Source organism: Pseudoduganella aquatica, assembly GCF_009857595.1.
In the GTDB taxonomy this organism is placed as follows: Bacteria; Pseudomonadota; Gammaproteobacteria; order Burkholderiales; family Burkholderiaceae_D; genus Rugamonas; species Rugamonas aquatica_A.
This window is the reverse complement of record NZ_WWCU01000051.1, coordinates 1-26,471: the sequence shown is the minus strand read 5'-3', so window position 1 is coordinate 26,471 and position 26,471 is coordinate 1. Positions and strand designations below refer to the sequence as shown.

General features: G+C 65.5%; 21 protein-coding genes. 11 read left to right on the top strand and 10 right to left on the bottom strand.

All coding sequences use genetic code 11. The annotated features are described in order from the left end of the window. Positions 1-25: 25 nt before the first annotated feature. From GTP77_RS27160 to GTP77_RS27150, 3 genes are all read right to left on the bottom strand, one after another. Positions 26-2,971, bottom strand: coding sequence for a glycoside hydrolase family 2 protein (locus GTP77_RS27160; protein ID WP_161075282.1), 2,946 nt, complete (start codon positions 2,969-2,971; stop codon positions 26-28). Beyond that, positions 2,968-5,802: a glycosyl hydrolase 115 family protein gene (locus GTP77_RS27155; RefSeq protein ID WP_161075281.1), complete on the bottom strand. Its 2,835-nt coding sequence runs from the start codon at positions 5,800-5,802 to the stop codon at positions 2,968-2,970. Before GTP77_RS27155 ends, GTP77_RS27160 begins: the two co-directional genes overlap by 4 nt. Positions 5,803-5,911: 109 nt before the next feature. After that, positions 5,912-6,805 carry a polysaccharide deacetylase family protein gene (locus GTP77_RS27150; RefSeq protein WP_161075280.1) on the bottom strand — a complete coding sequence of 298 codons (894 nt, stop codon included), beginning with the start codon at positions 6,803-6,805 and terminating at the stop codon, positions 5,912-5,914. 217 nt (positions 6,806-7,022) lie between these two features. On the opposite strand from GTP77_RS27150, the gene GTP77_RS27145 reads away from it, so the two are divergent. Then, on the top strand, positions 7,023-7,445 hold the full coding sequence (locus GTP77_RS27145; RefSeq protein WP_228892447.1) for a YbaN family protein: 423 nt from the start codon (positions 7,023-7,025) through the stop codon (positions 7,443-7,445). Between the two features lie 33 nt (positions 7,446-7,478). Here the strand turns inward: GTP77_RS27145 and GTP77_RS27140 are convergent, their stop codons facing one another. After that, on the bottom strand, positions 7,479-7,973 hold the full coding sequence (locus tag GTP77_RS27140) for a hemerythrin domain-containing protein (protein ID WP_161075279.1): 495 nt from the start codon (positions 7,971-7,973) through the stop codon (positions 7,479-7,481). Positions 7,974-8,161: 188 nt separating this feature from the next. Between GTP77_RS27140 and GTP77_RS27135 the strand changes: the two genes are divergently transcribed. The 3 genes from GTP77_RS27135 (at position 8,162) to GTP77_RS27125 (ending at position 12,341) form a co-directional block, all read left to right on the top strand. Next, on the top strand, positions 8,162-8,536 hold the full coding sequence (locus GTP77_RS27135; protein ID WP_161075278.1) for a BlaI/MecI/CopY family transcriptional regulator: 375 nt from the start codon (positions 8,162-8,164) through the stop codon (positions 8,534-8,536). A 2-nt stretch (positions 8,537-8,538) separates the two neighbouring features. Continuing rightward, positions 8,539-10,140, top strand: coding sequence for a M23/M56 family metallopeptidase (locus GTP77_RS27130; protein ID WP_161075277.1), 1,602 nt, complete (start codon positions 8,539-8,541; stop codon positions 10,138-10,140). A 71-nt stretch (positions 10,141-10,211) separates the two neighbouring features. Beyond that, positions 10,212-12,341 carry a TonB-dependent receptor plug domain-containing protein gene (locus GTP77_RS27125; protein ID WP_161075276.1) on the top strand — a complete coding sequence of 710 codons (2,130 nt, stop codon included), beginning with the start codon at positions 10,212-10,214 and terminating at the stop codon, positions 12,339-12,341. Positions 12,342-12,347: 6 nt separating this feature from the next. On the opposite strand, the gene GTP77_RS27120 is transcribed toward GTP77_RS27125, so the two are convergent. Continuing rightward, positions 12,348-13,388, bottom strand: a complete 1,041-nt coding sequence (locus GTP77_RS27120) for an alpha/beta fold hydrolase (RefSeq protein ID WP_223149404.1) — start codon at positions 13,386-13,388, stop codon at positions 12,348-12,350. A 161-nt stretch (positions 13,389-13,549) separates the two neighbouring features. On the opposite strand from GTP77_RS27120, the gene GTP77_RS27115 reads away from it, so the two are divergent. From GTP77_RS27115 to GTP77_RS27105, 3 genes are read left to right on the top strand one after another with little or no spacing between them, the layout of a single operon-like run. Further along, a complete protein-coding gene (locus GTP77_RS27115; protein ID WP_161075275.1) occupies positions 13,550-14,122 on the top strand; it encodes a transcriptional regulator in 573 nt (190 codons plus the stop codon). Beyond that, positions 14,122-15,219: a sensor histidine kinase gene (locus GTP77_RS27110; protein WP_161075274.1), complete on the top strand. Its 1,098-nt coding sequence runs from the start codon at positions 14,122-14,124 to the stop codon at positions 15,217-15,219. The genes GTP77_RS27115 and GTP77_RS27110 overlap by 1 nt, the downstream gene beginning before the upstream one ends. Beyond that, positions 15,216-15,971 (top strand): LytR/AlgR family response regulator transcription factor, encoded by a 756-nt coding sequence (locus tag GTP77_RS27105; protein ID WP_161075273.1) that lies wholly within the window; start codon positions 15,216-15,218, stop codon positions 15,969-15,971. Before GTP77_RS27110 ends, GTP77_RS27105 begins: the two co-directional genes overlap by 4 nt. 5 nt (positions 15,972-15,976) lie before the next feature. Here GTP77_RS27105 and GTP77_RS27100 read toward each other — a convergent pair whose 3' ends face one another. The 4 genes from GTP77_RS27100 to GTP77_RS27085 form a co-directional block, all read right to left on the bottom strand. Next, a complete protein-coding gene (locus GTP77_RS27100; protein WP_161075272.1) occupies positions 15,977-16,474 on the bottom strand; it encodes a hypothetical protein in 498 nt (165 codons plus the stop codon). Positions 16,475-16,625: 151 nt separating this feature from the next. Continuing rightward, positions 16,626-17,063 (bottom strand): NUDIX domain-containing protein, encoded by a 438-nt coding sequence (locus GTP77_RS27095; protein ID WP_161075271.1) that lies wholly within the window; start codon positions 17,061-17,063, stop codon positions 16,626-16,628. Then, positions 17,063-17,548 carry a cyanophycin metabolism-associated DUF1854 family protein gene (locus tag GTP77_RS27090; RefSeq protein ID WP_161075270.1) on the bottom strand — a complete coding sequence of 162 codons (486 nt, stop codon included), beginning with the start codon at positions 17,546-17,548 and terminating at the stop codon, positions 17,063-17,065. The genes GTP77_RS27095 and GTP77_RS27090 overlap by 1 nt, the downstream gene beginning before the upstream one ends. Next, positions 17,538-19,820, bottom strand: a complete 2,283-nt coding sequence (locus GTP77_RS27085) for a cyanophycin metabolism-associated ABC transporter (protein ID WP_161075269.1) — start codon at positions 19,818-19,820, stop codon at positions 17,538-17,540. Before GTP77_RS27085 ends, GTP77_RS27090 begins: the two co-directional genes overlap by 11 nt. A gap of 225 nt (positions 19,821-20,045) precedes the next feature. Between GTP77_RS27085 and GTP77_RS27080 the strand changes: the two genes are divergently transcribed. The 4 genes from GTP77_RS27080 (at position 20,046) to GTP77_RS27065 (ending at position 25,901) form a co-directional block, all read left to right on the top strand. Further along, positions 20,046-22,211: a cyanophycin synthetase gene (locus tag GTP77_RS27080; RefSeq protein ID WP_161075268.1), complete on the top strand. Its 2,166-nt coding sequence runs from the start codon at positions 20,046-20,048 to the stop codon at positions 22,209-22,211. Between the two features lie 41 nt (positions 22,212-22,252). Then, a complete protein-coding gene (gene cphA / locus GTP77_RS27075) occupies positions 22,253-24,823 on the top strand; it encodes a cyanophycin synthetase (protein ID WP_161075267.1) in 2,571 nt (856 codons plus the stop codon). 122 nt (positions 24,824-24,945) lie between these two features. Beyond that, positions 24,946-25,305, top strand: coding sequence for an MmcQ/YjbR family DNA-binding protein (locus tag GTP77_RS27070; protein ID WP_161075266.1), 360 nt, complete (start codon positions 24,946-24,948; stop codon positions 25,303-25,305). 11 nt (positions 25,306-25,316) lie between these two features. Continuing rightward, a complete protein-coding gene (locus GTP77_RS27065; protein WP_161075265.1) occupies positions 25,317-25,901 on the top strand; it encodes a YdcF family protein in 585 nt (194 codons plus the stop codon). 108 nt (positions 25,902-26,009) lie between these two features. Here GTP77_RS27065 and GTP77_RS27060 read toward each other — a convergent pair. Beyond that, positions 26,010-26,471 (bottom strand): IS30 family transposase (locus tag GTP77_RS27060; RefSeq protein WP_161075264.1); only part of this gene is annotated, 462 nt, incomplete at its 5' end.

Here is a 26,471-nt window from a genome sequence, read left to right as displayed (position 1 = left end):
GCGCTTTTGCGCGTAACCCGCCGCTTTACGGCAACTCGTAGAACTCCGCCTCGACGATGGACAGCACGCCCTTTGGCGTCTGGTTCGCGCCAGTGTCGGCAATCGCCTGGTTGGCCACTTCGGTCAGCTTGATGGCATTGGTCTCATCGGCCATGCCGTTCAGCGCAATGCGCACGGTCTGCCCTGCGGTCCCTGCCAGCGGCAAGGTGACATACCCCAGCCCCTTCGGCGTCATGCCGTCGTAAACCTGCTTGCCGTCGACCTGGATCTGCAGCGGATAGCTGCGTTCGCGCCAGCCCGCCAGCTTCAGCACCACGGAACTCAGCTTGGCCGTGCGCGCCAGCTTGAAGGTAATCACCCCTTCGCCCGGCTTGCTGGACCACTTGGTGGTTTCATCGTCATCCACCGTAAAGCCCGCGTCCGCCGCATTGCTGGCCGCCTCAATCGAAGCCACCGGCACCGCCACGCGCGACACCTTGAACGACGGCGTGGCCGGCGTCGCGCCGCGCTGCAAATGCAGCGGCAAGCCGTCCGCCGGGAACTGCGCCGACAAACCGTCCTTGACCGCCACCGGCTTGGACACCAGCGTCAGCTCCGCCGAAGCCAGTCCCTCCGACTTGGCGCGCAGGATGATCTTGCCCGCCTGCGTGCCGGTGCGCAGCAGCACGCGGTTCACACCGCCCTCAACCGGCAGCGCGCGCGACAGCACATAGTTGTCCGGTCCCTGCGCAATCCCGCCGCGCCATTCGGCCGGCCCTTGCAGCTCGAACTCCACCTTGTTCAGCGCCACCGGATTGCGGCGGCCCTTCGCGTCCACGACCTCCACCTGCACCAGCGCCAGGTCGGCGCCGTCGGCCTGCAAGCCCTTGGGCGATGCGATGGACGTCAGGCGCAGCTTGGCCGGTGCGCCGGCGGTGGCCAGCACCGAGATGCAGATGGCCTTGCCCTTGGCGTCGTAGCCCACTGCTTTCAGCTCACCCGGCTGGAAGGCCACGTCGTCGAAGGTGAACAGGAAGCGTTCGCTCTGCCGTCCCTGGCCTACCTTTTTCCCGTTCAGGAACAGCTCCACGCGCTCCGCGCTGGACACCACGCTCACGGTCTTGACCGTGCCCGGCGCATAGTTCCAGTGGCCGATGATGTGGGCGCGCGGACGTTCCACGTCCACCCAGCCGTCCCACATCACCTGGTGGGCGTAGAAGCCGTCCTTCGGTATGCGCATGGCGTCCACCTCGCCGCTGCGGCGGTAGTTGTTGGCGCCGCGATGGTGGGTGTTCGAGTCCGAGAAAATGATGTTCACGCCGCCGCTGGACACGCGCGTACCGGTGCCCGGACGCTGCTCCCAGTAGTCATACCAGCGCTTCACGTTCTCGATGGCGTGCGAGTCCTGGTTGTGGTTGTAGGTGGGCGCGGGCTGGCCCTTGTGCGGCGGGCCGTCGCCATTTTTGTGGAAGGGCGCGGTGTACTCGTCCCAGTAAATGCGGGCGCCTTCGTCGCGCGAGTACTCCATGGCCCACATCGGAATGCGCGCGCTCTTGTTTATGTACAGCATTTCGCCGCCGTACTCGGCCACCTGCTGCAGCTTGGTGCTCAGCATTTCGCGGCTGCCGGACGCGCGGCCGCCGTGCGGGTCGAACTGGTCGCGCAGCGCCTTCATTTCCAGCATGTGCGCTTCGCTTACGCCACGGTTGCCGCTCTCGTAGAACACGATGGACGGGCTGTTTCGGTTATAGATGATGGCGTCGCGCATGGCGTCGATGCGCTGCTCCCAGCGGCGGCCGGTCACGTCGGCTTCCGAGTCGCCGGCCGGCATGGCCTGCATCATGCCCACGCGGTCCAGCGACTCCACGTCCTGCTTCCACGGCGTGATGTGCATCCAGCGCACCAGGTTGGCGTTGCTTTCCACGGCCAGGCCGTTGCTGTAGTCGCTCAGCCAGGCCGGCACCGACATGCCCACGGCGGGCCACTCGTTGGAGGTGCGCTGCGCGTAGCCTTTCATCTGGATCACGCGGTCGTTCAGCTTGACCATGCCGTTGGCGAATTCCGTTTTGCGGAAGCCGGTGCGCGTGGTCACGCTGTCGACCGCCTTGCCGTCCACCTTCAGCGTGGTGACCACGTCGTACAGGTAGCCGTAGCCCCAGCTCCAGAAGTTCAGCCCCTGCACCGGCGCGCTGGCCTTGACCACGGCCGTGGCGCCCGCCGCAACGGTCTGGGCGGGGGAGGAGAACTGCGCCACCTGCTTGCCGTCGCGGTCCTTGACCTGGACCTCGTAGGTGAAGGTGCGCGTGTCCGGATACTCGTTGCGCACTTCGGATTCGGCGGCGATGGTGGCGCGGCGGCCCGGAATGTCGAACTCGCGCGCGTAGACGTAGACGCCGGTGGTGCCCAGCGTGGAATATAGCGGCAAGGTCTGGTACAGCTTGTCCGTCACGTGCAGGCGTACGTTCTTGGGCAGGCCGCCGTAGTTGGCGTTGAAATTCTTGTCGGACCACTGGTAGCGCTGGTTGGTGGCTTTTTCGCGGTAGTCCCAGCTGTTGTCGGTGCGGACCGCCACCATGTTGTCGCCCGGCTGCAGGGCGGCGGTGATGTCGAAGCCGAAGGCGTTGATGCCGTTCTCGTGCAAGCCGATGCGCTTGCCGTTGACGTACACCTCGGCCGCCTGGCGCGCGCCCTCGAATTCGATGAACACCTTCTGGCCCGCAGCAGTGGCGGGCAGGGTGAAGTGCTTGCGGTACCAGGCCACGCCGGTGGTGAGGTCCACGATGTCCTTGCTGAACGCGTCGTCCTCGTTCCAGGCGCGCGGCAGCGTGACGGCTTTCCAGGCACTGTCGTCAAAGGCGCGCTGCGCGGCGTCTGCGGGATCGGCCACCGCCAGTTTCCAGTTCGGGTTGAAGTTGTAGGACTGGCGTTCGGCGTGCGCCGGCTGCATCAGGCCTGCGGCGATCAGGGCGAGCGGAATGAGGCGGAGGTTCATCGTGATCCTGTTGTTGTTTGGTGAGGGCGGGAATAGTAATTGGGCGCGCCGTCGAAGGAGATCTCGATGCGGTCCAGGATAAAGCCGGGGTCCAGCGCGTGGACCTTCAGCGTGTGCGGTCCGGGCGGGAGCGCGGCCAGCTGTATGGTGCGCACGGCGGTGTTGGTCAGCACGTTGTTCTTCCATTCGTCGCTGCGGCCCTGGGTGGCAAGGTCCAGCGCAGCGGGCGCCTGGCCGTCCAGGCTGATGGCAATGCGCAGCTTGTTGGCGGACGTGAGCGGATGCACCGGCACCGCGATGATCTTCAGCTGCGCCGCGCCGGCGCTATGGCTGTGGAAGCGATAGTCCAGCGAAGGCGCAGCCGCAGCTTGCGCCGGGTCGCGCGAGGGCAGGGAGAAGCTGGAGCGCATGCTGGCGCCGAAGCTGCCCAGGTCGACCACGGACCAGCCGGATGCGGGCATTGCGGTCTTGTCCGCCGCAGCCGAAATGGTGATGATGCGCTCATGCTCGGTCGGTACGCCGTCTTCCGCGCCCGGCGCCAACTGCAATTTGGCTTGCAGCTGCTCGCTGCCGCAGGCGAAGCGCAGCGGGGCCTTGGCACTGTCTTTGGCGCCGTCATAGCTAACGTCGATGCGCTGTTCGTAGCCGTTGGCTTCGTTGAGCGTGCCCTTGTCCGCAGACAGGCGCAAGCCCGCCGGAACGGACGCGGCGGACCACGCCTGCTGCTGCGCGCCATACTGGATCAGCGTGATGGTTTTGGTCTCCGGCCTGCCGCGCGTGAAGGCCAGCGAGCCTCCTTGCGGCGACAGCGGTGTTGGATAGGCCAGTGCGCAGCCGCTGCGGCCCGCGCTGCCATAAGAGGGGAAGGAGGGCGCGGAGAACACCGGCAGGCGGCGCGGTGCGGCGTCCATCATGCCGCGCCATTTGCCGCCGCCGAGCGCGTTGTAGCGCGCCGTGTCGGCCGCGATGGCGGCCTGCGCGGCTTGCGCATGCTGCGCGTACAGCTGCGCCGCCGGACGGCCCATGCGCGCATATTGCGCCGCCAGGTCCAGCTTGAGGATGCGCGCATTCAGGTTGGCGCTGGAGCGTACCGGATATAGCACCAGCTGGAAGTAGGCGTCCTGGCTGGCGGCGGGGAGGGCGGTGCCCAGGGCCTGGGCGCGCAGCACCAGCGCCTGGTAGCGCGCCAGCCGCTGCTCGGCTTCTTCGCCGCCGGACTGCAGGTAGTCGCTCTGCCGCGTGGGTGTGGTGGGCTCGGTCTGGCTGAAGCCCATGAATTCGGGCCGCCGCTCCCAAGCCAGGTCGTAGTACTCCTGCATGACGGACGCGATGCCAGGCGCCTGCGCAGCGCCGAACTGCGCCGCCAGCCAAGCTTGCAGATGCTCGTTCGTACCGTGCTCCAGCAGGCGCTTGTCGAAAGCCAGGTCCAGGAAGTACTGCGTGAGGTATTCACCGGGCTTGATGTCGCCCACGTTGACCACCCAGATCTTCTCCACGCCGGTGCTGATGGCGCGCTGCAGCTGGTCCCGTATCAGGCCGGGGTGGGTGGTGCCCAGCCACAGGTAGTCATGCGGCCGGCCCCAGTAGGAGATGTGGTAGTACAGGCCCGCGCCGCCGCTGCGGCCCGCTTCCCTGGCGGTGCTGAGCTGGTGCAGATAGCCGTAGTTATCGTCCGGCCAGATCAGCGTGATGTCGTCCGGCACCTGCAGGCCGCTGTTATAGATGTCCAGCACTTCCTTGTACACGGTGAGCGCTTGCGGAATCTGGGGCAGGGGACGTCCTTGCGACTTGGCGAGCATGGCGCGCTGCATGGCGATCACGCTGGACACGCCGTCGCGCGCCTCGTCCAGCGTGGAGGCCCCTTCCATGGCCGAGTCGTGCACGCCACGGATGCCCATGGAGTAGAAGTTCTCGTATCCTTTGACTTCATCCACGCGCTGCTGCCAGTAGCGCGCCAGCGCGTCGCGGTTGGTGAAGAAGTTGAAGGCGCCGTCGCTCTTTTTCCATTCGCGCACGTTGTTGCGCATCATGGGCTCGGCGTGCGAGGTGCCCACCACGATGGCGTAGTCGTTCGCCATCTGCGCATTGCCCGCCATCTGGTAGAAGGGCTTGGTGGAGTCGTGCATGGCGGGCCAGATGATATTGGCCTTCAGGCGCCACATCAGTTCGAAGATGCGCGCATACGTGGCAGGACCGATGTCACCGCTGCTGTCGTAGGTCCTGGCGGCCCAGGGCTGCAAGCCCCAGTCCTCGTCGTTCAGGAATATGCCGCGATACTGCACCGAGGGCCGTTCGGAGGCGATGCGTTCGGCGCGCACATCGACGGTGCTGCGCGTGGCGGGGCGGGCGTCCGCCCACCATTCCCAGGCCGATACGCCGATTTCACGGGACAGGTCCACCGCGCCATACACGGCGCCGCGCGTGTCCGAACCGGCGATGACGAGCAGCTGCACGCCAGGCTTGCCTTGCGATGGCTGGCTGACGCGGATATAGCGTTCCCACTGGCCGGCCAGCGAGGAGAAGTCCAGGTGCTCGCGCTGCGCGAGCTGGCGCAGCAGCGGGCTGTCATGGCGGCCGATCACCACGCACACGCGCGGGCATTCGTCCAGCGTGGACACGCGCCGGGGCGCCTGGCCGCTGACGGATTGCACGTCCCGCCGCAGCAGGTCCGCAGCCAGGGCCATGGTGGCGCTGCTCTCGGCCAGCACGCCGGCCACGCCTTCCGGCCCGGCCAGGCGCACGCTCGCGGCGTGGGCAGGCTGCGCGCCCAGCAGTGTGCTCAGCATGGCGCAGGCCAGGAAAGGGGATCGCAGGGATTTCAGTGTCAGCATGGCACGGCCGGAAAATGGGGCACTGAAATATTAGCATGGCAGGTGGGCGGGAAAACCGCCCCGTCTGCTCACGCGGATGACTATTTCAACCGCGCCAGCGCAGCGGCCATCAGCGGCACAGCTTGTCGACTTCCAGCGGCGGCGCGGCCGGTTTGCTGTCCGGCAGGCGAATGCCCTTCTGGCTGGCGGTGCGGGAAATGACCGAACCGCCGCCGGGCAGGCCGTAGGCTGGGTCGGACTGGGCCTGCGCCAGCGTGACATAGCGGGCGCCGGCCGCATTCAGCCGCGACATCACGTCCGGCAGCATGACGGCGCTCCAGCCGCCCAGGTGCGTCAGCAGCACTTGCGGAATCACGCGGCCGTACACGCGCTGCGACTGGTTTTTCATGCGGACGATGGCGCTGTCCACATTGGCCAGGTACTCGGTTTTCATGGCCGCGATGGCGGCCGTGTCTTCCTTGGCCACGCAGCGGGCGTAGGCGTCCGTGTAGACCCAGTCGCTGAAGGCCAGGCTGACGTCGGCGACCTTGTAGCCGTGTGCGTGCAGATAGGCCAGCGCGTCCTGCTGGCGCTCGCCGCCCGTGCTCAGGTTGGGAAAGCGCAGATAGCGCCAGTCCGCACCCGCCATGCGCGCCGCGACGGGCGGCTCGCCGGCCACCACATCGGCGTACCAGGCGTCCAGCGTGGGCGCGCGCGACAGATTCATATGGCTGTAGGTGTGGTTGCCCAGCGGGTAGCCGGCGGCGCGCCAGGCGTCGAGCACCGCTTCGCCGTCGGCCGTGGCGGCGATCTTGCCGGCGTTGACAAAGCCGAAGGCCTCCGGCACGCCGTTGGCCTTGAACACTTTCAGATGGGTTTCCGCAATGCCCAGCCAGCTCATGCCGCGCGGCAGCTGGCCGTGCACCGGCATGTCGTCCACGGTAATGGCAATGTCGAAGGACTGCGCCGCAGCCAGGGCCGGCAGCAGCAGGGCGCACAGCGCCAGTTGGCGGTAATTGAGCATGGCGAGCCTTATTTGAACCAGAGCGGACGCGCCAGCACGTAAATGCTGGCAAACGCCCAGGAACCCGGGGATGTTCTTGCCACGGTCGCCGCCGAAAGAATGGCAAACTGGGCACTCGAAAGCTATCTTCACGTGAATTCTGCGAAATTATTGTTTTGCACTTGTTGTTGAGTTTGCCTGTTGGAGCGCTGGCGAGTATCGCATAGAAAATACTGCAATGAACAGCATGCGTGATGGGCAGGGTATGGATGGGCTGGTTTATACTGCGTCCACCATGAAGCTCATCCTTATCGCCCTCGGCTGCATCTTCCTCGCGCTTGCTGTGGTGGGGGCGTTTTTGCCCTTGCTGCCGACCACGCCGTTCCTGCTGCTGGCGTCGGCATGCTTTGCGCGCAGTTCGGAGCGGCTGCATCAATGGCTGCGCAACCACGGCGCGCTGGGGCGCTATTTGTCGGATTTTGAGGACGGCCGGGGGATACCCTTGCGCGGCAAGGTGCTGGCGCTGGGGATGATGTGGCCGTCGATGGCGTATTCGATGTACCGCGTGCCCTATATCGGGCTGAAGGTGATGCTGTTCCTGATTGCCTGCGGCGTGACGGTCTACCTGCTGCGGCTGCCGACGGCGCGGCGGGTTGCGTAAGTCACGCAATGCCGCGCCGCCGCTGCGGATAGCTTAAAGCTCTGCTTTGCGCTCGGCCATCTGTTCGCCCAGGGCCACCAGGTCCAGCTTGGTTTTGCGCACTTTGGGGAACAGCTCGTCTTCTTCTTCCCGCACGTGGTGTTCGATCAGCTCGGACAGTACTTTCACTTTCGCGTCGTACAGGTCGTCGCCTGGGTTCATGGCTTCGATCTCGGCGATCAGCTGCTTGGCGGAGGCGTGTTCAACGACGGCCTCGTCTATCATGTCCGCAAACTCCTTGCCGGCGCCGCGCACGGCCGGGTAGAAGATTTCCTCTTCCACGGTGGTGTGCTTGGTCAGCTCGGCGCAGATCTCGTCGGCCAGTTTCTTTTTGCCGACCACGGCGCGGTCGGTCATGTTTTCAAACTGCTCGAACATGTCTTTAACGTGTTCGTGGTCTTCCACCAGCAGGCTGATGGCGTCGCTGGCGCCGGGTTCGGTGGGGATACGTTTGGGAGTGGCTTTGGTTGGGGATTTATCGGTACGCATACTGGCCTCCTCAGGCTGGTGAGTGAATTAAAACAGGGCCAGTTTGAGGCAGGGGACGCTGCGGCTCGGTGCGCCAGTTCACCCAAGTGCCATATCCGCACGCCCCGGTGCGACAGCTGTCGCATAAAAGCATTGTGGCCGTGCGACAGTTGTCGTATGATGGCGTCTCTAGTCACAGAGGGGAGGCTATGTCTACGCCATCGGTAACGGAATTGAGTTTGTTGAAGTGTTTGTGGAAGGAGCAGCCGCTGAGCGCGCGCGAGATCCATGAGCGGGTTGTGGATGAGCTGGAGTGGTCGTACTCATCCACCCGCAAGACGCTGGACCGGATGCTGGAGAAGCAGATGGTGGCGCAGCAGTCCGTGCATGGCGTGAACGTTTACACGGCGGCACTGGAGAAGGTGGCCACGCTGGCCGCTTTCGCCCATGACTTCGGCAAGCGCGTGATGGAGATGGATGCGCCGCTGCCCGTCAATATGTTCACCGGCAGCAAGCTGGTGGATCAGCAGGAGCTGGCCGCGCTGGACCAGCTGCTGCAGGACTGGCCCGCCGAGAAGGAGTGAGCATGCAGGCTGTTTCCCTGTTTTTATTGGCGAGTGCAAGCTGCGTGGTGGCGGGTGCGCTGGCCTGGGTGCTGCTGAAGCTGGCGGAGCGGGTGTGGCCGGAGATCGCGGCGCAACGCGCGGTCTGGCTATTGGCGCAGCTGGTGGTTGCGCTGTCGTTCATGCTGGCGCTGCTGCCGCGCAGCGAGCAGATCAGCGTGCTTCCGGCGATTGTGCTGGCGGAGCCGGAGCATGGCGCTTCAGTATGGGATGCGCTGGACGGTGGCGGGGATGATGCGGAGCAGGCCGGAGCTTCCGGCGCAAAGGGCTCAGCTGGCGCCGCGCGCGCGTTGGGCACAGCACGCGAGGAGGCGGCTGCCGTGCCGCGCTGGCTGCCGCTCGTGTCGCTGGCCTGGCTGGCTTGTTACGCTGCCGGCCTGCTGTATGCGCTTGCCCGCTGGGTCCAGGCGCAGCGCGCGCTGCGGGCGCTGCTGCGCACGGCCGACCGTATCAGCGGCGCGGCCTTGCGGGCGCATGCCGGGTTTGACGGCGTGTCGCCTTATCGCGGGCCGCCGGTCATGGAGACGCCGGTGCCGGTGTCGCCCATGCTGGTCGGCCTGGTGGCGCCGCGCTTGCTGCTGCCCAGCCATCTGGCGCAGTTCGATGCGCAGCAACAGCAGCTGATCGTGGCGCACGAGCTGACGCACTGGCGCCGCCGCGACCACGTATGGCTGCACGCCAGCCTGCTGCTCGAGACCCTGTTCTGGTTCAATCCCGTGATGCGCTCGATGCGCATCAAGATGAACTGGGCGCTGGAACTGGCTTGCGACCAGCAGGTGCTGGCAGGCCGCCCTTCGCAGCAGCGGCAGAGCTACGCGGCAGCGCTGGTGGCGCAGCTGAAATTGCAGCAGGCGATGATGTCCGGCGCTTATGCGACGCCTGCATTCGGCGGAACCGGGATGGCTGCGCTGGGCGACCGCATCAAGCTGATTCGGGATGGCGGGGCCGGCGCGCTGGGTATTGCGGGCAAGGCCTTGCTCGGCGCCGGCACGGTGGCGCTGCTGGCCGCAAGCGTGCTGCTGCAGCCCGCATTTGCATGGCGGGCAGGCGATGTGCCTTCCACGCTTGCGCAGCGCAGCGGCGCGCAGCCTGGCGATGCTGGCCTGCCGCAATGGCGCGCGCCGCTGGAATCGGCGCGGGTAAGCAGTTTTTATGGCGCGCGCAAGAAGCCGCTGCCCTCGAGCGACAGCTTCCACCACGGCATAGACTTCGCGGCGAAGCGCGGCACGGCCGTCCTGGCGCCTGCCGCCGGCACGGTGGTCGAGTCGACCGGGCTGTATGACGGGCAGCCGAAGTACGGCCAGGTGATCGTTATCGATCATGGCAAGGGCCTGCGCTCCATGTATGCGCACCTGGACCGGCGCTCTGTGCGTGCGGGCGATACGGTGGCGGCCGGCCAGGCGATAGGGTTGTCCGGGGCCACCGGGCGCGTGAGCGGGCCGCACTTGCATCTGGAAGTGCTGCGCGGCGGCGAACATGTCGACCCGGCGCAGCTCATCGCCAATCTGGACGCCAACGCGTCTCCCTCGGCGCTACGCGCCCGCTCGGCCGCACTGGCCAACTAATTCCCACCGTTTGTACGAAGTCCATGCCTGCGCGGCAGGACTTCGCACGTCCACAGCTTTTAAGGATAACCATGAAACCACGCATTTGCGCCCATGCGCTCGCCACCGCTATTTCCGCTGCATTCGCTTTTCCCGCAGCGGCCCAGGACATGCAGAAGATAGAAGTGGCCGGCGCCAAGGTGGACCAGCGCCGCGAGGAGACTGCGGCCAGCATCATCGTTTCCGGGCGGGACTTGCAGCGCCAGGGAGACCGCACGCTGGCCGATGTGCTGAAACGCGTTGCCGGCGTGAGCATCGGCACGGGAGGCGGGAAGGGCAGCGAGATCCGCATGCGCGGGCTGGGCAACGGCTACACGCAGATACTGCTGAACGGCGTGGCCGCGCCGCAGGGCTTTGCCGTGGAGAGCCTGGCCCCGGAGCTGATTGAAAAAGTCGAGATACTGCGCAGCGCGTCCGCCGAACTGGGAACGCAGGCGATTGCGGGAACTATCAACATCGTCCTGCGCAAGAGCGCGCCGCGCGCCCGGCAGGAGGGCAAGCTGGGGCTGGACGCGCTGGCTGGCGGACTGTATCCGAAGCTGTCGCCGAATGTGTCCTGGCAGGCATCGGACAAGGGAGACGGCTACAGCTACACGGTGGCGGCGACGGCGAACCGCTCGGCGGCGCCGGTCTCGCGCGTGGAGTACGAGACGGTGACTGCGCCCGACGGCGCGCTGCCGCTGTCGCGCGTGAGTCCGCAGCGGGACACCAACGTGTCGCGTACGGCCAGCATTGCGCCGCGCGTGAGCTGGAACCGGCGCGATGATACGGTCAGCGTGCAGTCCTTCCTGAACCTGTACGAGCGCAGCATGGGGGTGGAGGCGCACGAGACCGTGCTGGCCGGTGCGCCCAGCCAATACCCCAGCCACGACCGCATGGTGGTGCTGCGCGGCGCCTTGCTGCGCAATGACCTGAGCTGGCAGCGGGCGCTGGAGTCGGGCGCGCGCTGGGAGGCGAAGCTGGGCTTCACCGTCAACCCGCGCAGTTCTGACTTTGATTTCCATACCCTGGCGGGCAGCGCGCGTTCGCCGGCATTGAAGGTGGTGCACGCGGACATCGGCGAGCTGGCCGCCACCTTCAGCGGCAAGTACCAGCTGCCATTGGGCGGAGGGCACGCGCTGGCTATCGGCTGGGACAGCGGACACACGCGCCGCACGCAAACCCGCGAGGAGCAGGACTACACAAGGGGCATGGCCTACGACGAGCGCCATCGCGGCGTGGTGAAGCGCGTGGCGCTGTATGCGCAGGACGAATGGGAGCTGGGGCGCGGCTGGTCGCTGTCGGCCGGCGTGCGCTGGGAGGCGCTGGAGACGGCGGTTGCCACAGCGTCCGCACTGCAGCCTGCGGACGCGATCGTACAGCGTTCGCCGGTGCTCAGTCCTGTGCTGCAATCGCTATACAAGCTGTCTGCGCAGCGGCAGTTCCGCCTTGGCCTGGCCCGTACCTACAAGGCGCCCACGATGGCGGAACTGATACCGCGCCGCTACACGACGGACAACAATAACAGCGCCACGAATCCGGACACGCAAGGCAATCCCCGGCTGCGGCCGGAGCTGGCGTGGGGACTGGACGCGGGCTATGACCATTACTTCGGCAAGGACGGCCTGTTCAGCGCCAGTGCCTACGCGCGCCGGATAGACGCTGTCACCCAGCCCCTGCTGTTCAGGGAAGGCGGACGGTGGATACGGATGCCGTCGAATGCGGGACGGGCGGATGCGCGCGGCGTGGCGCTGGAGGCCAAGACGGCTTTGTCGGATGCATGGTCGCTGCGGGGCAACCTGGCGCGCAACTGGTCGCGTGTGGCTGACGTGCCTGGGCCGGACAATCGCCTGGACCGGCAGGCTCCGTTCAGCTTGAATGCAGGCGCGGACTGGCAGGCCTTGCCGTCCTTGAAGATGGGCGCGGACTTTAACTACGAGCGCGGCGCGCGCACGCAGTTGTCGGCTACGGAGGCTTCAGCGGCGGGCAGCGTGCGCAAGCTGGATCTGTACGCAGTGTGGCAGCTGGACGGCGCAACGCGGCTGCGCGCAGGCGCGCTGAATCTGCTGCGGCGGGATATGACGGGCTGGGACAGTGTATTGGTGGCGGAGGGCGTGCAGCGGCTGGCGACCCGCACCGCAGCGTCGCCAACGCTGCGGGTGGGCCTGGAGCGCAACTGGTAAGCGCGCCTACAGCGCCAGCTTGCGCACGCGCTCCTGCAGTAGCTTGAACTGGGCGTCCAGCATGGGCTGGTTGGGATCGTGGCCGGTGCGGGGAACGGTGATGTATTCCTTTTGCGGCGCATTGATGCTGTCGAAATAGCGGCGCGTGTCGTGCGGGAGCGTCAGCAAGTCGTCCGCTCCCTGCACCATGAAGACCGGCATGGGGAAGCTTGTGCCCAGCGCGGGCAGGTTCACCTTGGAGGCCATGCCGTCGCCTTTCATGCCGACGAACTGTACGAAGGAGTAGTCTTCGCCTGCCTCGTAGTCCGCTTGCGCCTGGGGCGTTGCGTACTGCGCCTCGGGCTGCCACCACTCCTTCGGTGCGGGCTCGGTGCGCTGGCCTTCATACTTCCGTACCGCGCGGCGCAGCACGCCGAAGTTGCGCGGGTTGGTCCAGGGCGGGGCGCCCAGGGCGTCGAGCTTAGCTGTCACGTCCTGGTCCTGCGTGGCGCGCGCGATCGCCATCACGGCGGCATAGCTGCTGATCTGCGTGCCGGTGCCGTTTACCACCTGGGCGGTGCCGACATAGGCCGCATATTGGGACGGGCTCCCTTTGAGCATGTGCACGCCGAGGATGGAGCCCCAGGAGCTGCCCATGAGGATCAGTTTTTGTTTGCCCAGGTGGCGGGAAACGTAGCTGGCCACTTCGTTGCCGTCGCTGGCCAGGCGTTCAAGCGTGAGCGTTTCGCCTTCCGCCGGCGGGCTTTTTGCGTAGGTGCGGCCTGCGCCGCGCTGGTCCCACTGCACCAGGGTGTAGTCCTTCTCCCATGGGCCATAGAGCTTGGCGGCATAGGGGCTCATGGGGTTGCCGGGGCCGCCGTGCACAATCAGCACCACCGGGTTGGCGCAGCTGCTGCCCTTGATCGTCACCCATTGCTCGATGCCGCCTATCTTCACGTAGCCTTCCTCGTTCAGGGGCTGGGTGGGCGAGGTGCAGGCTGCGCGCGCAAGCAGCGGCAGGAACACGAGGGCGGAGAGCAGGATGCGTCCGGCGGGCATGGTCGGCATGGTTTTTGGTCAATTAAAAAAACACTAATGTAACGCATTCGTCGCGCTTTGCGTGCGCTGGTCGGTGCCGGGGCGCGCTTGTCGCACGGAGCCCCCAAACGGTTCCCGTTTCGGCAAAGTGGCCGGCATGACAATTTGGTCATGCCATGGGAAAATGCATTATGAAACCTCACTTTGTACTTACTGCCGCGTCGGCCGCAGCTTGTGTATTGGCGATGGCGCAGCCGGCTTCCTCAGTACCAGAACCTTGGTTCGTTTCAGGAAAGTCGCCGGAAATGTATCGAACCGGCGTGGATCTCGACGGCAGCGCCAGCGGAAACAGGGGCGCCAAGTATCTGCGCATGGTTTCGGGCGACGGTACGAGCTTCGGAACGCTCATGCAGCAGTTCTCGGCCGAGAATTATCGTGGCAAGAGGCTGCGTCTGCAGGCGGACGTCATGACCCACGCGGTGAGCGGCTATGCAGGCCTGTGGATGCGGGTTGATACGCCGCGGAAGCACTCGGCATCGTTCTACAACACCGTGGAGAAGCCAATGAAAGGCACCATGGTATGGGAACGCCGCAGCGTGGTGCTGGATGTGGCTGAGGATGCGAGCATGGTGTCACTTGGCCTGATCAGCCGGGGTTCCGGCGAGACGTGGATCGACAATATCAGTGTGGAGGTAGTAGGCAAAGACGTGCCGGTTGATGTCTTTGCGCGCACCCGCACGCTGCCATTGGAGCCTGCGCTGTAATGGCGGGTACGGCATTTCCGGAGGCGGAACTGGGGCCTGCGCCAGCCCTGCTGCGGCTGGCCGGCTGTAGCGGAAAACAGGCGGCGGCCAGCGCCGCCATATTGCTGCTGTTGGTGGTGGCCGCGTGGCACAAGCATTCGCTGGCGTGGTTGGCGTTGTTCGGCGCCTTGCTGGCGGCGCTGGCCATCGCTGCCGCGTTGCTGCTGCTGGTGCGGCTGGTACTGCCGCCGCAGCAGTCCGCCCAGGACCAAGGCTGGGCCTGGGCGTGGGCCGGCCTGGCAGCCGGCGTGGTTGCGGGGGCGGGTGGCGCCGTGCTGGTTTATCGCGTTCTGAAAGCTGGGCTTGGCATTGACGGCTTGGGCGATGGCCGCATTTTCGGTAGCGCTTTGGCGCTGTGCGCTTTGCTGCTGGCGTTCCCGCTGGCGGCTTTGCGGCGGCAATCACAGGCGCTGCAAATGGCTGGGCTAAAGCAGTCCGCGCTGGCGGCCGAGCTCAAGTCCCTGCAGGCGCAGGTCGAGCCGCACTTCCTGTACAACACGCTGGCGAACACGCGCTACCTGGCGCGGCATGAGCCGGAAAAGGCGGTGCGCATGCTGGACCATCTGATCGCCTATCTGCACACCGCGCTGCCCGATATGCGCACGCCCTCATCCACATTGGGACGCGAGTGCGAGCTGGCGGAGCACTATCTGGCGCTGATGGCGATACGGTTCGGCGAGCGGATGTCGTTTGACGTGGCCTGCCCGGCGGAGCTGAAGCTGGCCGCCATGCCGCCGCTGATGCTGATGTCGCTGGTGGAAAACGCGGTGCGGCACGGGGTGGAGGCCAAGCCGGGCGAAGTGCGTGTGAGCGTCAGCGCTGCGCAGGTAGGCGGGGTTTTGCATATATTGGTGGCCGACAGCGGCGCTGGACTGGCGCAAACGGTGTTCGGCAGCGGCGTGGGTTTGCGCAATGTACGCGAGCGGCTGGCGGCCCAGTTCGGCGACAGCGCGGGATTTGAACTGCGGACTGGCGGCGAGGGGCGGACGGAAGCCGAGCTTCGGCTGCCCCTGTCCTGGGCCGGCGCGGCGGCTGTATCGACGGGGACGGTGGCATGAATGAATTTATGGCGGCGCGTCCGCGCGTGATGATTGCGGACGACGAGCCTTTGCTGCGCGCCGAATTGGCCGAGGCGCTGCGCCGGCTGTGGCCCGAGGCCGAGCTGGTGGGCGAGGCGGGGGATGGCTACCAGGCGCTGCGCATGGCGCAGGAACTGGCGCCGGACGTGGCCTTTCTCGATATCCGCATGCCGGGGCTCAGCGGGCTGGAACTGGCGCGCACCTTCGGCCTGCGCACGCATGTGGTGTTCGTGACCGCGTTCCATGAACACGCGGTGGCGGCTTTCGACGAGGGCGCGGTGGACTATGTACTCAAGCCAGCCGACCCGGCCCGGCTGGCGCGCTGCGTTGAGCGTGTGCGTGCCCGCCTGAACCAGCCCCCGCCGGACCTTACGCGCCTGATGGCGCGGCTGCAGCCGAAACCGTCCGCGCCGTCCTGGCTGCAGGCGTCCGTCGGCCAGACCATCCATTTCATCGACCTGGCGGACGTGGTCTATTTTTCGGCGGAGGCGAAGTACACGCGGGTGGTGACGGACAAGCTCGAGGCCCATATCCGCACGCCGCTCAAGGAGCTGGCCGAGATGCTGGACGAGGCGGGCTATTGGCAGGTGCACCGCAGCCATGTGGTGGCGGTAAAGCGTATCGCTGCCGCCGTCAGGGATGGCGATGGGGCGCTGTGGCTGTCACTGCGCGGCCACGCGGCGCGCCTGCCGGTGAGCCAGCGTTTCCAGCATCGGTTCAAGGGGATGTAGGGCTTTTACCTGCGGCGCGATTCGCCGGGCCGGTTGCGGTACTTGCGCTTGCGCGAAATGGGGTTGCGCGCATAGAGCAGAATGCCGGAAATGGTGGCGGTGAGCAGGCCCAGCCCGGAAATCCACAGCGCGGCGGGACTGATCTCGTCGTCCGGCCTGGCCGGGTAGCGCGAGCCGCCATAGGGATCGATGGCGTCCAGATCCGGGTCCTGGCGCGGCAGGTGCAGGCGGCTGCCGTTGCTGTCATTGGCTGGCGTCCGCGAGAAGCCGGCGGGAGTCAGGTAGACGTGGGTAAAGCTGTTGGCGGCCGACAGCGACAGCGGGTCTGGCTGTTCGATCGCATCAAATGCGGACGCGGCGGCGGGCTGGGTGAGGGCTGCGGAAGACTGGGACGGGGTTGACGGGAGTGTGGCGTCGCTGGCCCAGGCTTGCGGCGCCACCGCAGCCAGCCAGCCGGCTGCCAGCAGCAGGCTAAGTTGGCGGACGAGTGGGGTGCGGCTCATGGCGGTCTCCGGCGTGGTTTCTTCATAGGCAATCAAAATTGCCCACGCCTATGATGCTAGACCCGGGGGAAAACAATGTAAACAAAAAGCAGCACCTAGTGCTGGCTGGCAGCGCAAAGGATGTTGCTTTTTGACTACTTTCGTGGTGTGCTCAGGCGGACGGGGAGGCCGGGGGGGTGGCGCTGAGCTGGTGCGCCCACTCCAGCACGGCGCGCACCCGGGCGCCCAGCAGGGAGCGCGCTTCGTCCACGTCCACCCAGCGGAATTCGTCGTGCTCTGGGAAGCCCAGTTCCTCGCTTACGCCCAGCACCACGTCGCGCGTGGGACTCACGGCCAGGTAGTAGCGCGCCACCTTGCCGTCGCCGTAGGGCGCGGTTTCCGTGAACTGCTCGCCCCAGGGGAAGGCCAGGTCGCGCAGCGTGGCTTCCTCGTAGATTTCCCGCTGCGCGGCCAGGAAGGGCGATTCGCCCGGCTCGACCATCCCTTTCGGGAAGTCCCAGTACTGGAAGCAGCGCATCAGCAGGTAGCGGCGCGCTTCGCCGCTGCCATGCAGGATGACCGCGCCGGCCGAGAGCGATTTCTGCTTCATTACAGGAAGCGGTCCAGGATCTTCTTGCTGTGCTTGTCCAGTTCGTACTGGTTGCGGATCAGGAAGTGGATGCCGTGGTTGTCCGACACCAGCAGCGTGTCGCTGCCGATGCGGCGGATGTCTTCCTCGCCGCGCAGCACGAACTCGGTGGGGCCGCGGTTGGTGTCCACGCTCCAGGTGCACGGCGTGGCATAGCTGGTCACGGACAGGATGCGGGCGATTTCCGGCATGAACTCGCGCCCCTGCAGTTCCTCGCGCACCAGCGCCGCGTTGGCGCCGGACAGCTCGCCCAGGCTTTCTATCCACGCAACTTCCTTGCCGTCCGTGCTCACCAGGGAGATGCCCTGTTCGGGCGCCTGGATGGGGAAGGCGCGCACCGGCGACACGTTTTCGTGCAGGGCGCCGGCGGCGTCGGTCAGGTTCAGGCGGCCGAAGCTGTCGCGCGCCAGGGTGAAGCTGGTGTTGAGGGTGAGATTAGTCGTCATGTCGTTTTCCCGGAGAATCGTCAAGGTCGGTATCGACGTTGCGCGCTTGCGCCATGTAGAGGCGGTAGTAGGCGCCTTCGGCGGCCATCAGTTCGTCGTGCCCGCCTTCTTCCACCACGCGGCCACGGTCCAGCACCACCAGGCGGTCCGCCTTTTGCAGCGTGGACAGGCGGTGCGCGATGGCGATGGTGGTGCGGCCGGTCACCAGGTTGTCCAGCGCTTTCTGGATTTCCTTCTCGGTTTCCGAGTCCACCGAGGCGGTTGCCTCATCCAGTATCAGGATAGGCGGGTCGATCAGCAGCGCGCGCGCGATTGAAATACGCTGGCGCTCGCCGCCGGACAGGCCCTGGCCGCGCTCGCCCACCATGGAGTCGTAGCCTTGCGCCAGGCGCAGGATGAATTCATGCGCATGCGCGGCGCGCGCGGCGGCAATGATTTGCTCGCGGGTGGCGTCCGGCTTGCCGTAGGCGATGTTCTCGGCGATGGTGCCGAAGAAGAGGAAGGGTTCCTGCAGCACCAGGCCGATGTTGCGGCGGTAGTCCGACACGCCCAGCGCGCGGATGTCCACGCCGTCCAGCAGGATGGCGCCTTCGGTCACGTCGTAGAAACGGCAGATCAGGTTGACCAGCGTGCTCTTGCCCGAACCGGAGTGGCCCACCAGGCCCACCATTTCGCCGGCCTTGATATTGATGGAGATGTTGCGGTTGACGGCGCGGTTGCCGTAGCGGAAGCCCACTTCGCGCAGCGCGATATTGCCTTTGACCTTGTCGATCTTGACCGGGTTGGACGGCTCCGGCACGGACGATACGTGGTCCAGGATGTCGAAAATGCGCTTGGCGGCCGAGGCGGATTTTTGCGTAACGGACACGATGCGGCTCATTGAATCCAGGCGGCCGTAGAAGCGGCTGGAGTAAGCCACGAAGGCGCTCAGCACGCCGACCGTGATGTGCGATTGCGATACCTGGTAGATGCCGAACACCCAGATCACCAGCAGGCCCAGCTCGGTCAGGAAAGACACGGTGGGCGAAAACAGCGACCACACCTTGTTCAGCTTGTCGTTCACGGCCAGGTTGTGCTTGTTGGCCACGCGGAAGCGGCCCGCTTCGCGCGACTCCTGGGCGAAGGCTTTCACCACGCGGATGCCGGGGATGGTATCGGCCAACACATTGGTCACTTCACCCCACACGCGGTCGATTTTTTCAAAGCCGGTGCGCAGGCGGTCGCGCACCAGGTGGATCAGCCAAGCGATAAAGGGCAGCGGCAGCAGGGTGATGGCGGCCAGCCACGGGTCGATGGAGACCAGGATCACGCCGGTCATGATAATCATCAGCACGTCGGAGGCGAAGTCCAGCAGGTGCAGCGACAGGAACACGCAGATGCGGTCCGATTCGCTGCCGATGCGCGACATCAGGTCGCCGGTGCGCTTGCCGCCGAAGTATTCCAGCGACAGGCGCAGCAGGTGTTCATAGGTTGTGGTGCGCAGGTCCGCGCCGATGCGCTCGGACACCAGGGCCAGCACATAGGTCTTGCCCCAGCCCAGTATCCACGCCAGCACGGCCGAGGCGAGCAGGCCGCTCATGTACATGGTCACCAGCATCTTGTCGACCGGCTTGCCGCTCTGGTAAGGAATCAGCACATTGTCCATCAGCGGCATGGTCAGGTAGGGCGGAATCATGTGCGCGGCGGTACTCAGCAGCATCAGCAGGAAACCGGCCAGCAGCGGCCACTGGTAAGGCTTGGCGAAGCGCCACAGGCGGAACAGGGTCCAGGTGGATGGCGGCGTGTAGACCACCTTGGTGCAGATCGGGCACTCGTCCTGGTCCGGCTCCAGCGGGGCTTTGCAGGACGGGCAGATGTGCTCCTCGTCGCGCACGATCGGCTGGCCGGTGACAAAGCTCTCGCGCAGCGCGGCGAACTTTTCGGACAAGCGGATGGCCAGCAGATTCTGGCCCAGGGTGAAGCGCCAGTTGGCCAATCGGCCTTGTTGGTTAAATAACTCCAGGTGGCCGACGCCCGCATGGTCATGCAGTTTTAGCGTCAAATCCTGTCCGTAAGGCCAAGATTGCCATACCGTTTCCCCCGGCGCGCGTGCCATAATGCGGCGCTCGGTGACGAGCACAAGGCCCTTGGAAAAATGTAAGCGCGCGTCGAGGTCAACCTCCAGCGCACTTGAAACGTTTTCCCCGTTGGAAAGTTGTTGTTGCACTTCGGCACGCCATACTTCTGGTAGTTCTGTATGGCTGAGTTCCGAAGAAAGCTGTTTTGTTATCATTGTGCAACATACTCCAGTGCGGGCTTTGCCAAGTGGCAAGGAAATTGAAACAGTGGGAAAATAGCGGATAGTATCGTCATTAGCAAGGCCAAGAGCGAACAGCGGCTTGGCAGCGATTTACGGTATTCTGTCAGTTATTCATCATTTGACGAAATAAAAGAGGGGTGACCGCCGCCGGCGGTTCGCTTTTGCGGAGTATACCGCAAGAGGTACAAGAGCAAAAACATGACAAAGAAGAAAGACATTGAATTTCTCCGTGTAACACACTTGCGCGGACCTAATATCTGGACCTACCGCCCGGTAATCGAGGCCTGGCTGGATATTGGCGAGCTCGAAAATTTCCCCTCCGATAAAATCCCCGGCCTGTACGAACGGTTGACCGCGCTGCTGCCGCACCTGGTCGAACATCGCTGCGGCGTGGGCGAGCGCGGCGGCTTCAACGAGCGCCTGCGCGACGGCACCTATGCCGGCCATATCCTTGAGCACGTGGTGCTGGAGCTGCAGAACCTGGCTGGCATGCGCACCGGTTTCGGCAAAACCCGGCAGACCTCGGACCACGGCGTCACCTACAAGATGGCCTTCCGCACGCGCCAGGAGCAGGTGGGCCGCGCCGCGCTGGCCGCCGGCCGCGAGCTGCTGATGGCCGCCATCGAGGACCGTCCGTATGATCTGGCCGCCACCGTGGCCGAGCTGACCGACATGGTCGAGTCCCTGTGCCTTGGCCCAAGCACGGCCAATATCGTGGACGCCGCCACCGACCGCAAGATTCCTTCCATCCGCCTGACCGACGGCAACCTGGTGCAGCTGGGCCACGGTTCGCGCCAGCGCCGCATCTGGACCGCCGAGACCGACGCCACCAGCGCCATCGCCGAAGGCATTGCCAGCGACAAGGACCTGACCAAGAGCTTGCTGGCTTCGGCCGGCGTGCCAGTGCCGGAAGGCGAACTGGTGCGCAGCGCCGAGGAAGCCTGGGAAGCGGCCGAAGACATCGGCCTGCCGGTCGTGGTCAAGCCTTATGACGGCAACCACGGCCGCGGCGTCACGCTGAACCTGACCACCGAAGCCGACGTGGCCGCCGCTTACGAGCTGGCCGCGCGCAAGGGCGGCAGCAAGAGCGTGATCGTCGAGCGCTTCATCGCCGGCGACGAGCACCGCCTGCTGGTGGTGGGCAAGAAGCTGATCGCCGCCGCCAAGGGCGAATCGCTGTGGATTACCGGCGACGGCCAGCACACCATCAAGCAGCTGTGCGATATGCACATCAATATCGACCCGCGCCGCGGCGAGACCGAAGGTTCCCCGCTGGGCCTGATCAAGCCGGACGTATCGGCCGAGATCATCCTGGAGCTGAAGCGCCAGAACATGACGCACGAATCTGTGCCGGCAGCCAACCACAAGGTGCTGATCCAGCCGAACGGCAACGTGGCGGTGGACGTGACCGACCTGGTGCACCCGGACACCGCCGAAATGGCCACCCTGGCCGCGCGCGTGATTGGCCTGGACATCGCCGGCATCGACCTGGTGGCGCAGGATATTTCGCGCCCACTGGAAGAGCAGGGCGGCGCCATTATCGAAGTCAACGCCAGCCCCGGCCTGCTGGCCCACCTGAAGCCGGCCGAAGGCGGCCAGCCCCGCCCGGTGGGCGCGGCCATCGTGGACCAGCTGTTCGCGCAGGACGACACCGGCCGCATTCCCGTGGTGGGTGTGGCGGGCGAGCGCCACAGCGCGCTGATCGCCAACCTGACCGCCTGGCTGCTGCAAGTGAGCGGCAAGTCTGTGGGCCTGAGCTGCGAAGAAGGCATTTACCTGAACGGACGCAAAGTGCCGCGCGGCCCGCTGTCGGCCTGGGATTCGGGCCAGCGCCTGCTGCTGAACCGCAACGTGGAAGCGGCCGTGTTCCATAACGGCAGCCGCATGATACTGAGCGAAGGCCTGGCCTACGACAAATGCGCCGTGGGCATCGTCACCGATACCGGCGGCCATGGCGAACTGTCCGAGTTCTACATCAACGACGAAGACGACATGTACGGCGTGCTGCGCACCCAGGTGGACGTGGTGCTGCCGGAAGGCGCCGCCGTGCTCAACGCGGCCGAGCCGCAAGTGGTGGAAATGGCCGAGCTGTGCGACGGCTCCGTGATCTTCTACGGCCTGGACGAGCAGCTGCCGGCCATCGTCGAGCACCGCCAGGACGGCGAGCGCGCGGTGTTCCTGCGCCCGACCGGCTTTGTGCTGGCGGCCGGCGCCAACGAGGTGGCGATGCTGCCGCTGTCCTGCATCCCGGCCGGCCAGGCGGGCAACGAAGAAGCAGTATTGGCCGCGATCGCGGCTGGCTGGGCGCTTGAGCTCGAGCCCAGCCTGATCGCCGCCGCGCTGCGCACCTTCAAGGCCAACTAAAACAACACGTATCACGCAGACCACCACACAGGACACAGGTAATGGAAGTTATACGCATCCGCGCGCTGCGCGGTCCCAATCTTTGGAGCCACCACACGGCGGTTGAAGCCATCGTCTCCTGCACGCCCGACGAGGAAAACATCGACAAGCTGCCCGGTTTCGAAGTGCGCCTGCGTGCGCGCTTCCCTGGGATTGCGGCGCTGCAGCCCATCGGCCACAACGACGCGATTCCGATGGCGCATGTGCTGGAAGTGGCCACGCTGGCGCTGCAAGCCGAAGCGGGCTGCCCGGTCACCTTCAGCCGCACCACGGCGACGCTGGAAACCGGCATCTACCAGATGGTGGTGGAGTACACCGAAGAAGAAGTGGGCCGTCTGGCCGTGGAACTGGCCGAGCAGCTGCTGAGAGCCGCGCTGGACGACCAGCCCTTCGACCTGCCCGGCGCGCTGGCCCAACTGCGCGACCTGGACGAAGACGTGCGCCTGGGCCCGAGCACCGGCGCCATCGTGCACGCGGCCGTGGTGCGTAACATTCCGTTCAAGCGCATGACCAAGGGTTCCATGGTGATGTTCGGCTGGGGCTCGCGCCAGCGCCGCATCCAGGCTGCCGAAATGGACTCCACCGGCGCCATCGCCGAGACCATCGCGCAGGACAAGGAACTGACCAAGAAGCTGCTGGACGCCGCCGGCGTGCCGGTCCCGCACGGCCGCACCGTAGTGGACGCGGACGACGCCTGGGCCGCCGCCAACGAAGTCGGCCTGCCGGTCGTGGTGAAACCGAAGGACGGCAACCAGGGCAAGGGCGTGACGGTCAACGTCACCACCCAGGAGCAGATGACCAAGGCCTTCAACGCCGCGCGCGAATTCCGCGACGACATCCTGGTCGAACGTTTCCTGCCGGGCCACGACTTCCGCCTGCTGGTGATCGGCAACAAGCTGATCGCCGCTGCGCGCCGCGACCCGCCGCACGTGGTGGGCGACGGCGTGCATTCGGTGCGCGAACTGGTGGACCTGGTGAACGCCGACCCGCGCCGCGGCTCCGGCCACGCCACCTCGCTGACCAAGATCCGCTTTGACGATATCGCGCTGGGCCGCCTGGCGCTGCAAGGCTACGAAGCCGACTCCGTGCCGCCCAAAGGCCAGCGCGTCACCCTGCGCAACAACGCCAACCTGTCGACCGGCGGCAGCGCCACCGACGTGACCGACGACGTGCACCCTGAAGTAGCGGCGCGCGCGGTGGAAGCGGCGCAGATGATAGGCCTGGACATCTGCGGCGTGGACGTGGTGTGCGACAGCCTGCTGCAGCCTATCGAAGCCCAGGCGGGCGGCGTGGTGGAAGTGAACGCCGCGCCCGGCCTGCGCATGCATTTGACGCCATCCTACGGCAAGGGCCGTCCGGTGGGCGAAGCCATCATCTCGGCCATGTTCCCCGAAGGCGACGACGGCCGCATTCCCGTGGTGGCGGTGACCGGCACCAACGGCAAGACCACGACCGTGCGCCTGATCGCGCACCTGATGGCCTCCAGCGGCCTGCGCGTGGGCATGACCAATACCGACGGCGTCTACATCAACGGCCGCCGCACCGACAGCGGCGACTGCTCCGGCCCGCGCAGCGCGCGCAACGTGCTGCAGCATCCTGACGTGGACGCGGCCGTGTTTGAAACCGCGCGCGGCGGCGTGCTGCGCGAAGGCCTGGCCTTCGACCGCTGCAAAGTGGCCGTGGTGACCAACATCGGCGCGGGCGACCACCTGGGCCTGAACTACATCACCACCGTGGAAGACCTGGCGGTGCTCAAGCGCGTCATTGTGCAGAACGTGGACAAGAACGGCGTGGCCGTGCTGAACGCCATGGACCCTATCGTGGCCGGCATGGCCGCGTCCTGCAAAGGCAAGGTCACCTTCTTTGGCGCCGACCGCGAGCATCCGGTTATCGCCACGCATCTGGCGCAAGGCCGCCGCACCGTCTACATCGAAGACGGCCAGTTGATCGCCGCCGAAGGCAAGCACGCGGAAGCGGTGCCGCTGTCCGAAGTGCCGATCACGCGCAACGGCGCCATTGGCTTCCAGGTTGAGAACGTGATGGCCGCCGTGGCCGCCGCGTGGGGCGCAGGCATCGACTGGGAGTCGATCCGCAAGGGCCTGGCCACCTTCGCCAACGACAGCGACAACGCGCCCGGCCGCTTCAATATGTTCAATTACAAAGGCGCCACCGTGATCGCCGACTATGGCCACAATCCGGATGCCATGCTGGCGCTGGTGCAGGCCGTGGACGCGCTGCCGGGCAAGCGGCGTTCGGTGGTGATCTCCGGCGCCGGCGACCGCCGCGACGAAGACATCCGCCAGCAGACCGAAATCCTCGGCAAAGCCTTCGACGACGTGCTGCTGTACCAGGACCAGTGCCAGCGCGGCCGCGCCGACGGCGAAGTGGTAGCGCTGCTGCGCCAGGGCCTGACCGGCGCGCCGCGCACCACGCACATCGACGAAATCAATGGCGAGTTCATCGCCATCGACAAAGCGCTGGCGCGCCTGCAGCCGGGAGACTTGTGCCTGGTGCTGGTGGACCAGGTGGAAGAATCCCTGGCCCACATCGCCAAACGCGTAGCCGAAGCCTAAGCCTGGCAGCACTCTATAAAACCCGCACACTGCGGGTTTTATTTTTTTGGGGACGCTGAGACCCGTAGGGCGGGTTAGCAGCTCCGCTGCGTAACCCGCCAGCTCCGTCGGAGAACAAACAATTGGACACCAAACAGCTCAAAGCCCACTGCGCCGGATTCCCCGGCGCCACCGAGACCCTGCACGGCGCCCCCAGCAACATCCTGGTGTACGCGGTAGGCGGCAAGACCTTCGCCTACTTCAAGACCAGCGAGCCCGAGCGCTGGCGCTTCAGCTTCCGCGCTTCGCCCGACCGCTTTGTGGAACTGACCGGCGTCCCCGGCGTCAAACCCGCCCGCTACATGGGCCGCTTCCACTGGGTCACCATCGTCAACGTCCAGCACTTCCCGGCAGACTACCTGGCCGAGCTGCTGCAATGGTCCTACGACAAAGCGTTATCCGCCCTGAGCAAGCCCAAGCGCCTGGCTGCGCTGGCAGCTTGAACGGCTTCCCCATGACACAAGACGATCTGCAACGCATTGCCGACTACGTAATGCCGTCATTCCCCGCGCGGGTTTCGGACCTGGGATTCCTTTTCGGCACCCGCCACGGCGTGCCAGAGTTCTGCGAAGCGGCGCATGAATTGTGGCAGAAGGGCATGTTCAAGCGCTTGCTGATATCCGGAGGCTGCACCGGATCATCGCCGATAGCGGAGGCGGACATGATCGCCGAACAGCTGATCGCGCTGGGCATACCCGAATCCATTCTCATACTGGAAAGCGCCGCCACGAACACCGGCGAAAACGTCCGCTTCGGCCGCGCCAGGGTGGCCGAGGTGATGGACCCCGCCGCGATTCAAAGTGTCCTCGTCATCGGGAAAATATGCTCAAGCCGCCGCTATCTGATGACCTTGCAAAAACACTGGCCCGGATTGACCATGTGCCTTAGTCCCGTCAACTATTTTGGCGTGCCCGCCGAGTGCTGGCACGAGCATGAAGAATTCCGCGCCCGCGTGCTCAGCGAATTCGACAAGATCCCGCGCTACCTTGCCGAAGGCTTCCTTGCTGAGATTAACGCCTGCGCAGGATCACCCTGCTAAGTCAGCGGCCCCAGTGACAATTCGTGATTTTTCCACTTGGGCAACATGCTATCCTGAATCTGCCTTGGGATTGTCTTGGCGGTTTCAAATACCAAGCGCAACACTGGGTTAATTAACAGTGTCAGTTGGATGTTGTAGCAGTTCGATGTGTTGAGTATAAACGACGAGTGGCGATTCGTAATTGAGCCTTGCTCTGGGGCGCGTATTGAGCGATAAGGCGATGGCGTCGAGCTCGTCCTGCGAGTAGATCGACAGGTCGGACCCCTTCGGCATGTATTGGCGCAGCAGCCCATTGGTGTTCTCGTTCGAGCCGCGCTGCCAAGGGCTGTGCGGGTCGGCGAAATAGATCTGGACACCGGTGCGCGCGGTAAGGATTTTATGGCCGTGCATCTCGCGGCCCTGGTCGTAAGTCATGGTCTTGCGCATCGCCGCCGGCTCGCGGTTGAGCACAGCGGAGAAGCTGTCGATGACCGCCTTGGTGGTGGCGTTGTCCATCTTGGCGAGCACCACAAAGCCGGTCGTGCGTTCGACCAGCGTGCCGACCGACGAGCGGTTGGCGGCGCCTTTGAT

Coding starts and splice junctions, on each gene's coding strand:
- GTP77_RS27125 (WP_161075276.1), top strand. CDS start 10,212: ATGAAACCACGCATTTGCGCCCATGCGCTCGCCACCGCTATTTCCGCT.
- GTP77_RS27095 (WP_161075271.1), bottom strand. CDS start 17,063: ATGAAGCAGAAATCGCTCTCGGCCGGCGCGGTCATCCTGCATGGCAGC.
- GTP77_RS27105 (WP_161075273.1), top strand. CDS start 15,216: ATGAATGAATTTATGGCGGCGCGTCCGCGCGTGATGATTGCGGACGAC.
- GTP77_RS27115 (WP_161075275.1), top strand. CDS start 13,550: ATGAAACCTCACTTTGTACTTACTGCCGCGTCGGCCGCAGCTTGTGTA.
- GTP77_RS27135 (WP_161075278.1), top strand. CDS start 8,162: ATGTCTACGCCATCGGTAACGGAATTGAGTTTGTTGAAGTGTTTGTGG.
- GTP77_RS27065 (WP_161075265.1), top strand. CDS start 25,317: ATGACACAAGACGATCTGCAACGCATTGCCGACTACGTAATGCCGTCA.
- GTP77_RS27130 (WP_161075277.1), top strand. CDS start 8,539: ATGCAGGCTGTTTCCCTGTTTTTATTGGCGAGTGCAAGCTGCGTGGTG.
- GTP77_RS27090 (WP_161075270.1), bottom strand. CDS start 17,548: ATGACGACTAATCTCACCCTCAACACCAGCTTCACCCTGGCGCGCGAC.
- GTP77_RS27140 (WP_161075279.1), bottom strand. CDS start 7,973: ATGCGTACCGATAAATCCCCAACCAAAGCCACTCCCAAACGTATCCCC.
- GTP77_RS27085 (WP_161075269.1), bottom strand. CDS start 19,820: ATGATAACAAAACAGCTTTCTTCGGAACTCAGCCATACAGAACTACCA.
- GTP77_RS27110 (WP_161075274.1), top strand. CDS start 14,122: ATGGCGGGTACGGCATTTCCGGAGGCGGAACTGGGGCCTGCGCCAGCC.
- GTP77_RS27160 (WP_161075282.1), bottom strand. CDS start 2,971: ATGAACCTCCGCCTCATTCCGCTCGCCCTGATCGCCGCAGGCCTGATG.
- GTP77_RS27155 (WP_161075281.1), bottom strand. CDS start 5,802: ATGCTGACACTGAAATCCCTGCGATCCCCTTTCCTGGCCTGCGCCATG.
- GTP77_RS27145 (WP_228892447.1), top strand. CDS start 7,023: ATGAACAGCATGCGTGATGGGCAGGGTATGGATGGGCTGGTTTATACT.
- cphA (WP_161075267.1), top strand. CDS start 22,253: ATGGAAGTTATACGCATCCGCGCGCTGCGCGGTCCCAATCTTTGGAGC.
- GTP77_RS27080 (WP_161075268.1), top strand. CDS start 20,046: ATGACAAAGAAGAAAGACATTGAATTTCTCCGTGTAACACACTTGCGC.
- GTP77_RS27120 (WP_223149404.1), bottom strand. CDS start 13,388: ATGCCGACCATGCCCGCCGGACGCATCCTGCTCTCCGCCCTCGTGTTC.
- GTP77_RS27100 (WP_161075272.1), bottom strand. CDS start 16,474: ATGAGCCGCACCCCACTCGTCCGCCAACTTAGCCTGCTGCTGGCAGCC.
- GTP77_RS27150 (WP_161075280.1), bottom strand. CDS start 6,805: ATGCTCAATTACCGCCAACTGGCGCTGTGCGCCCTGCTGCTGCCGGCC.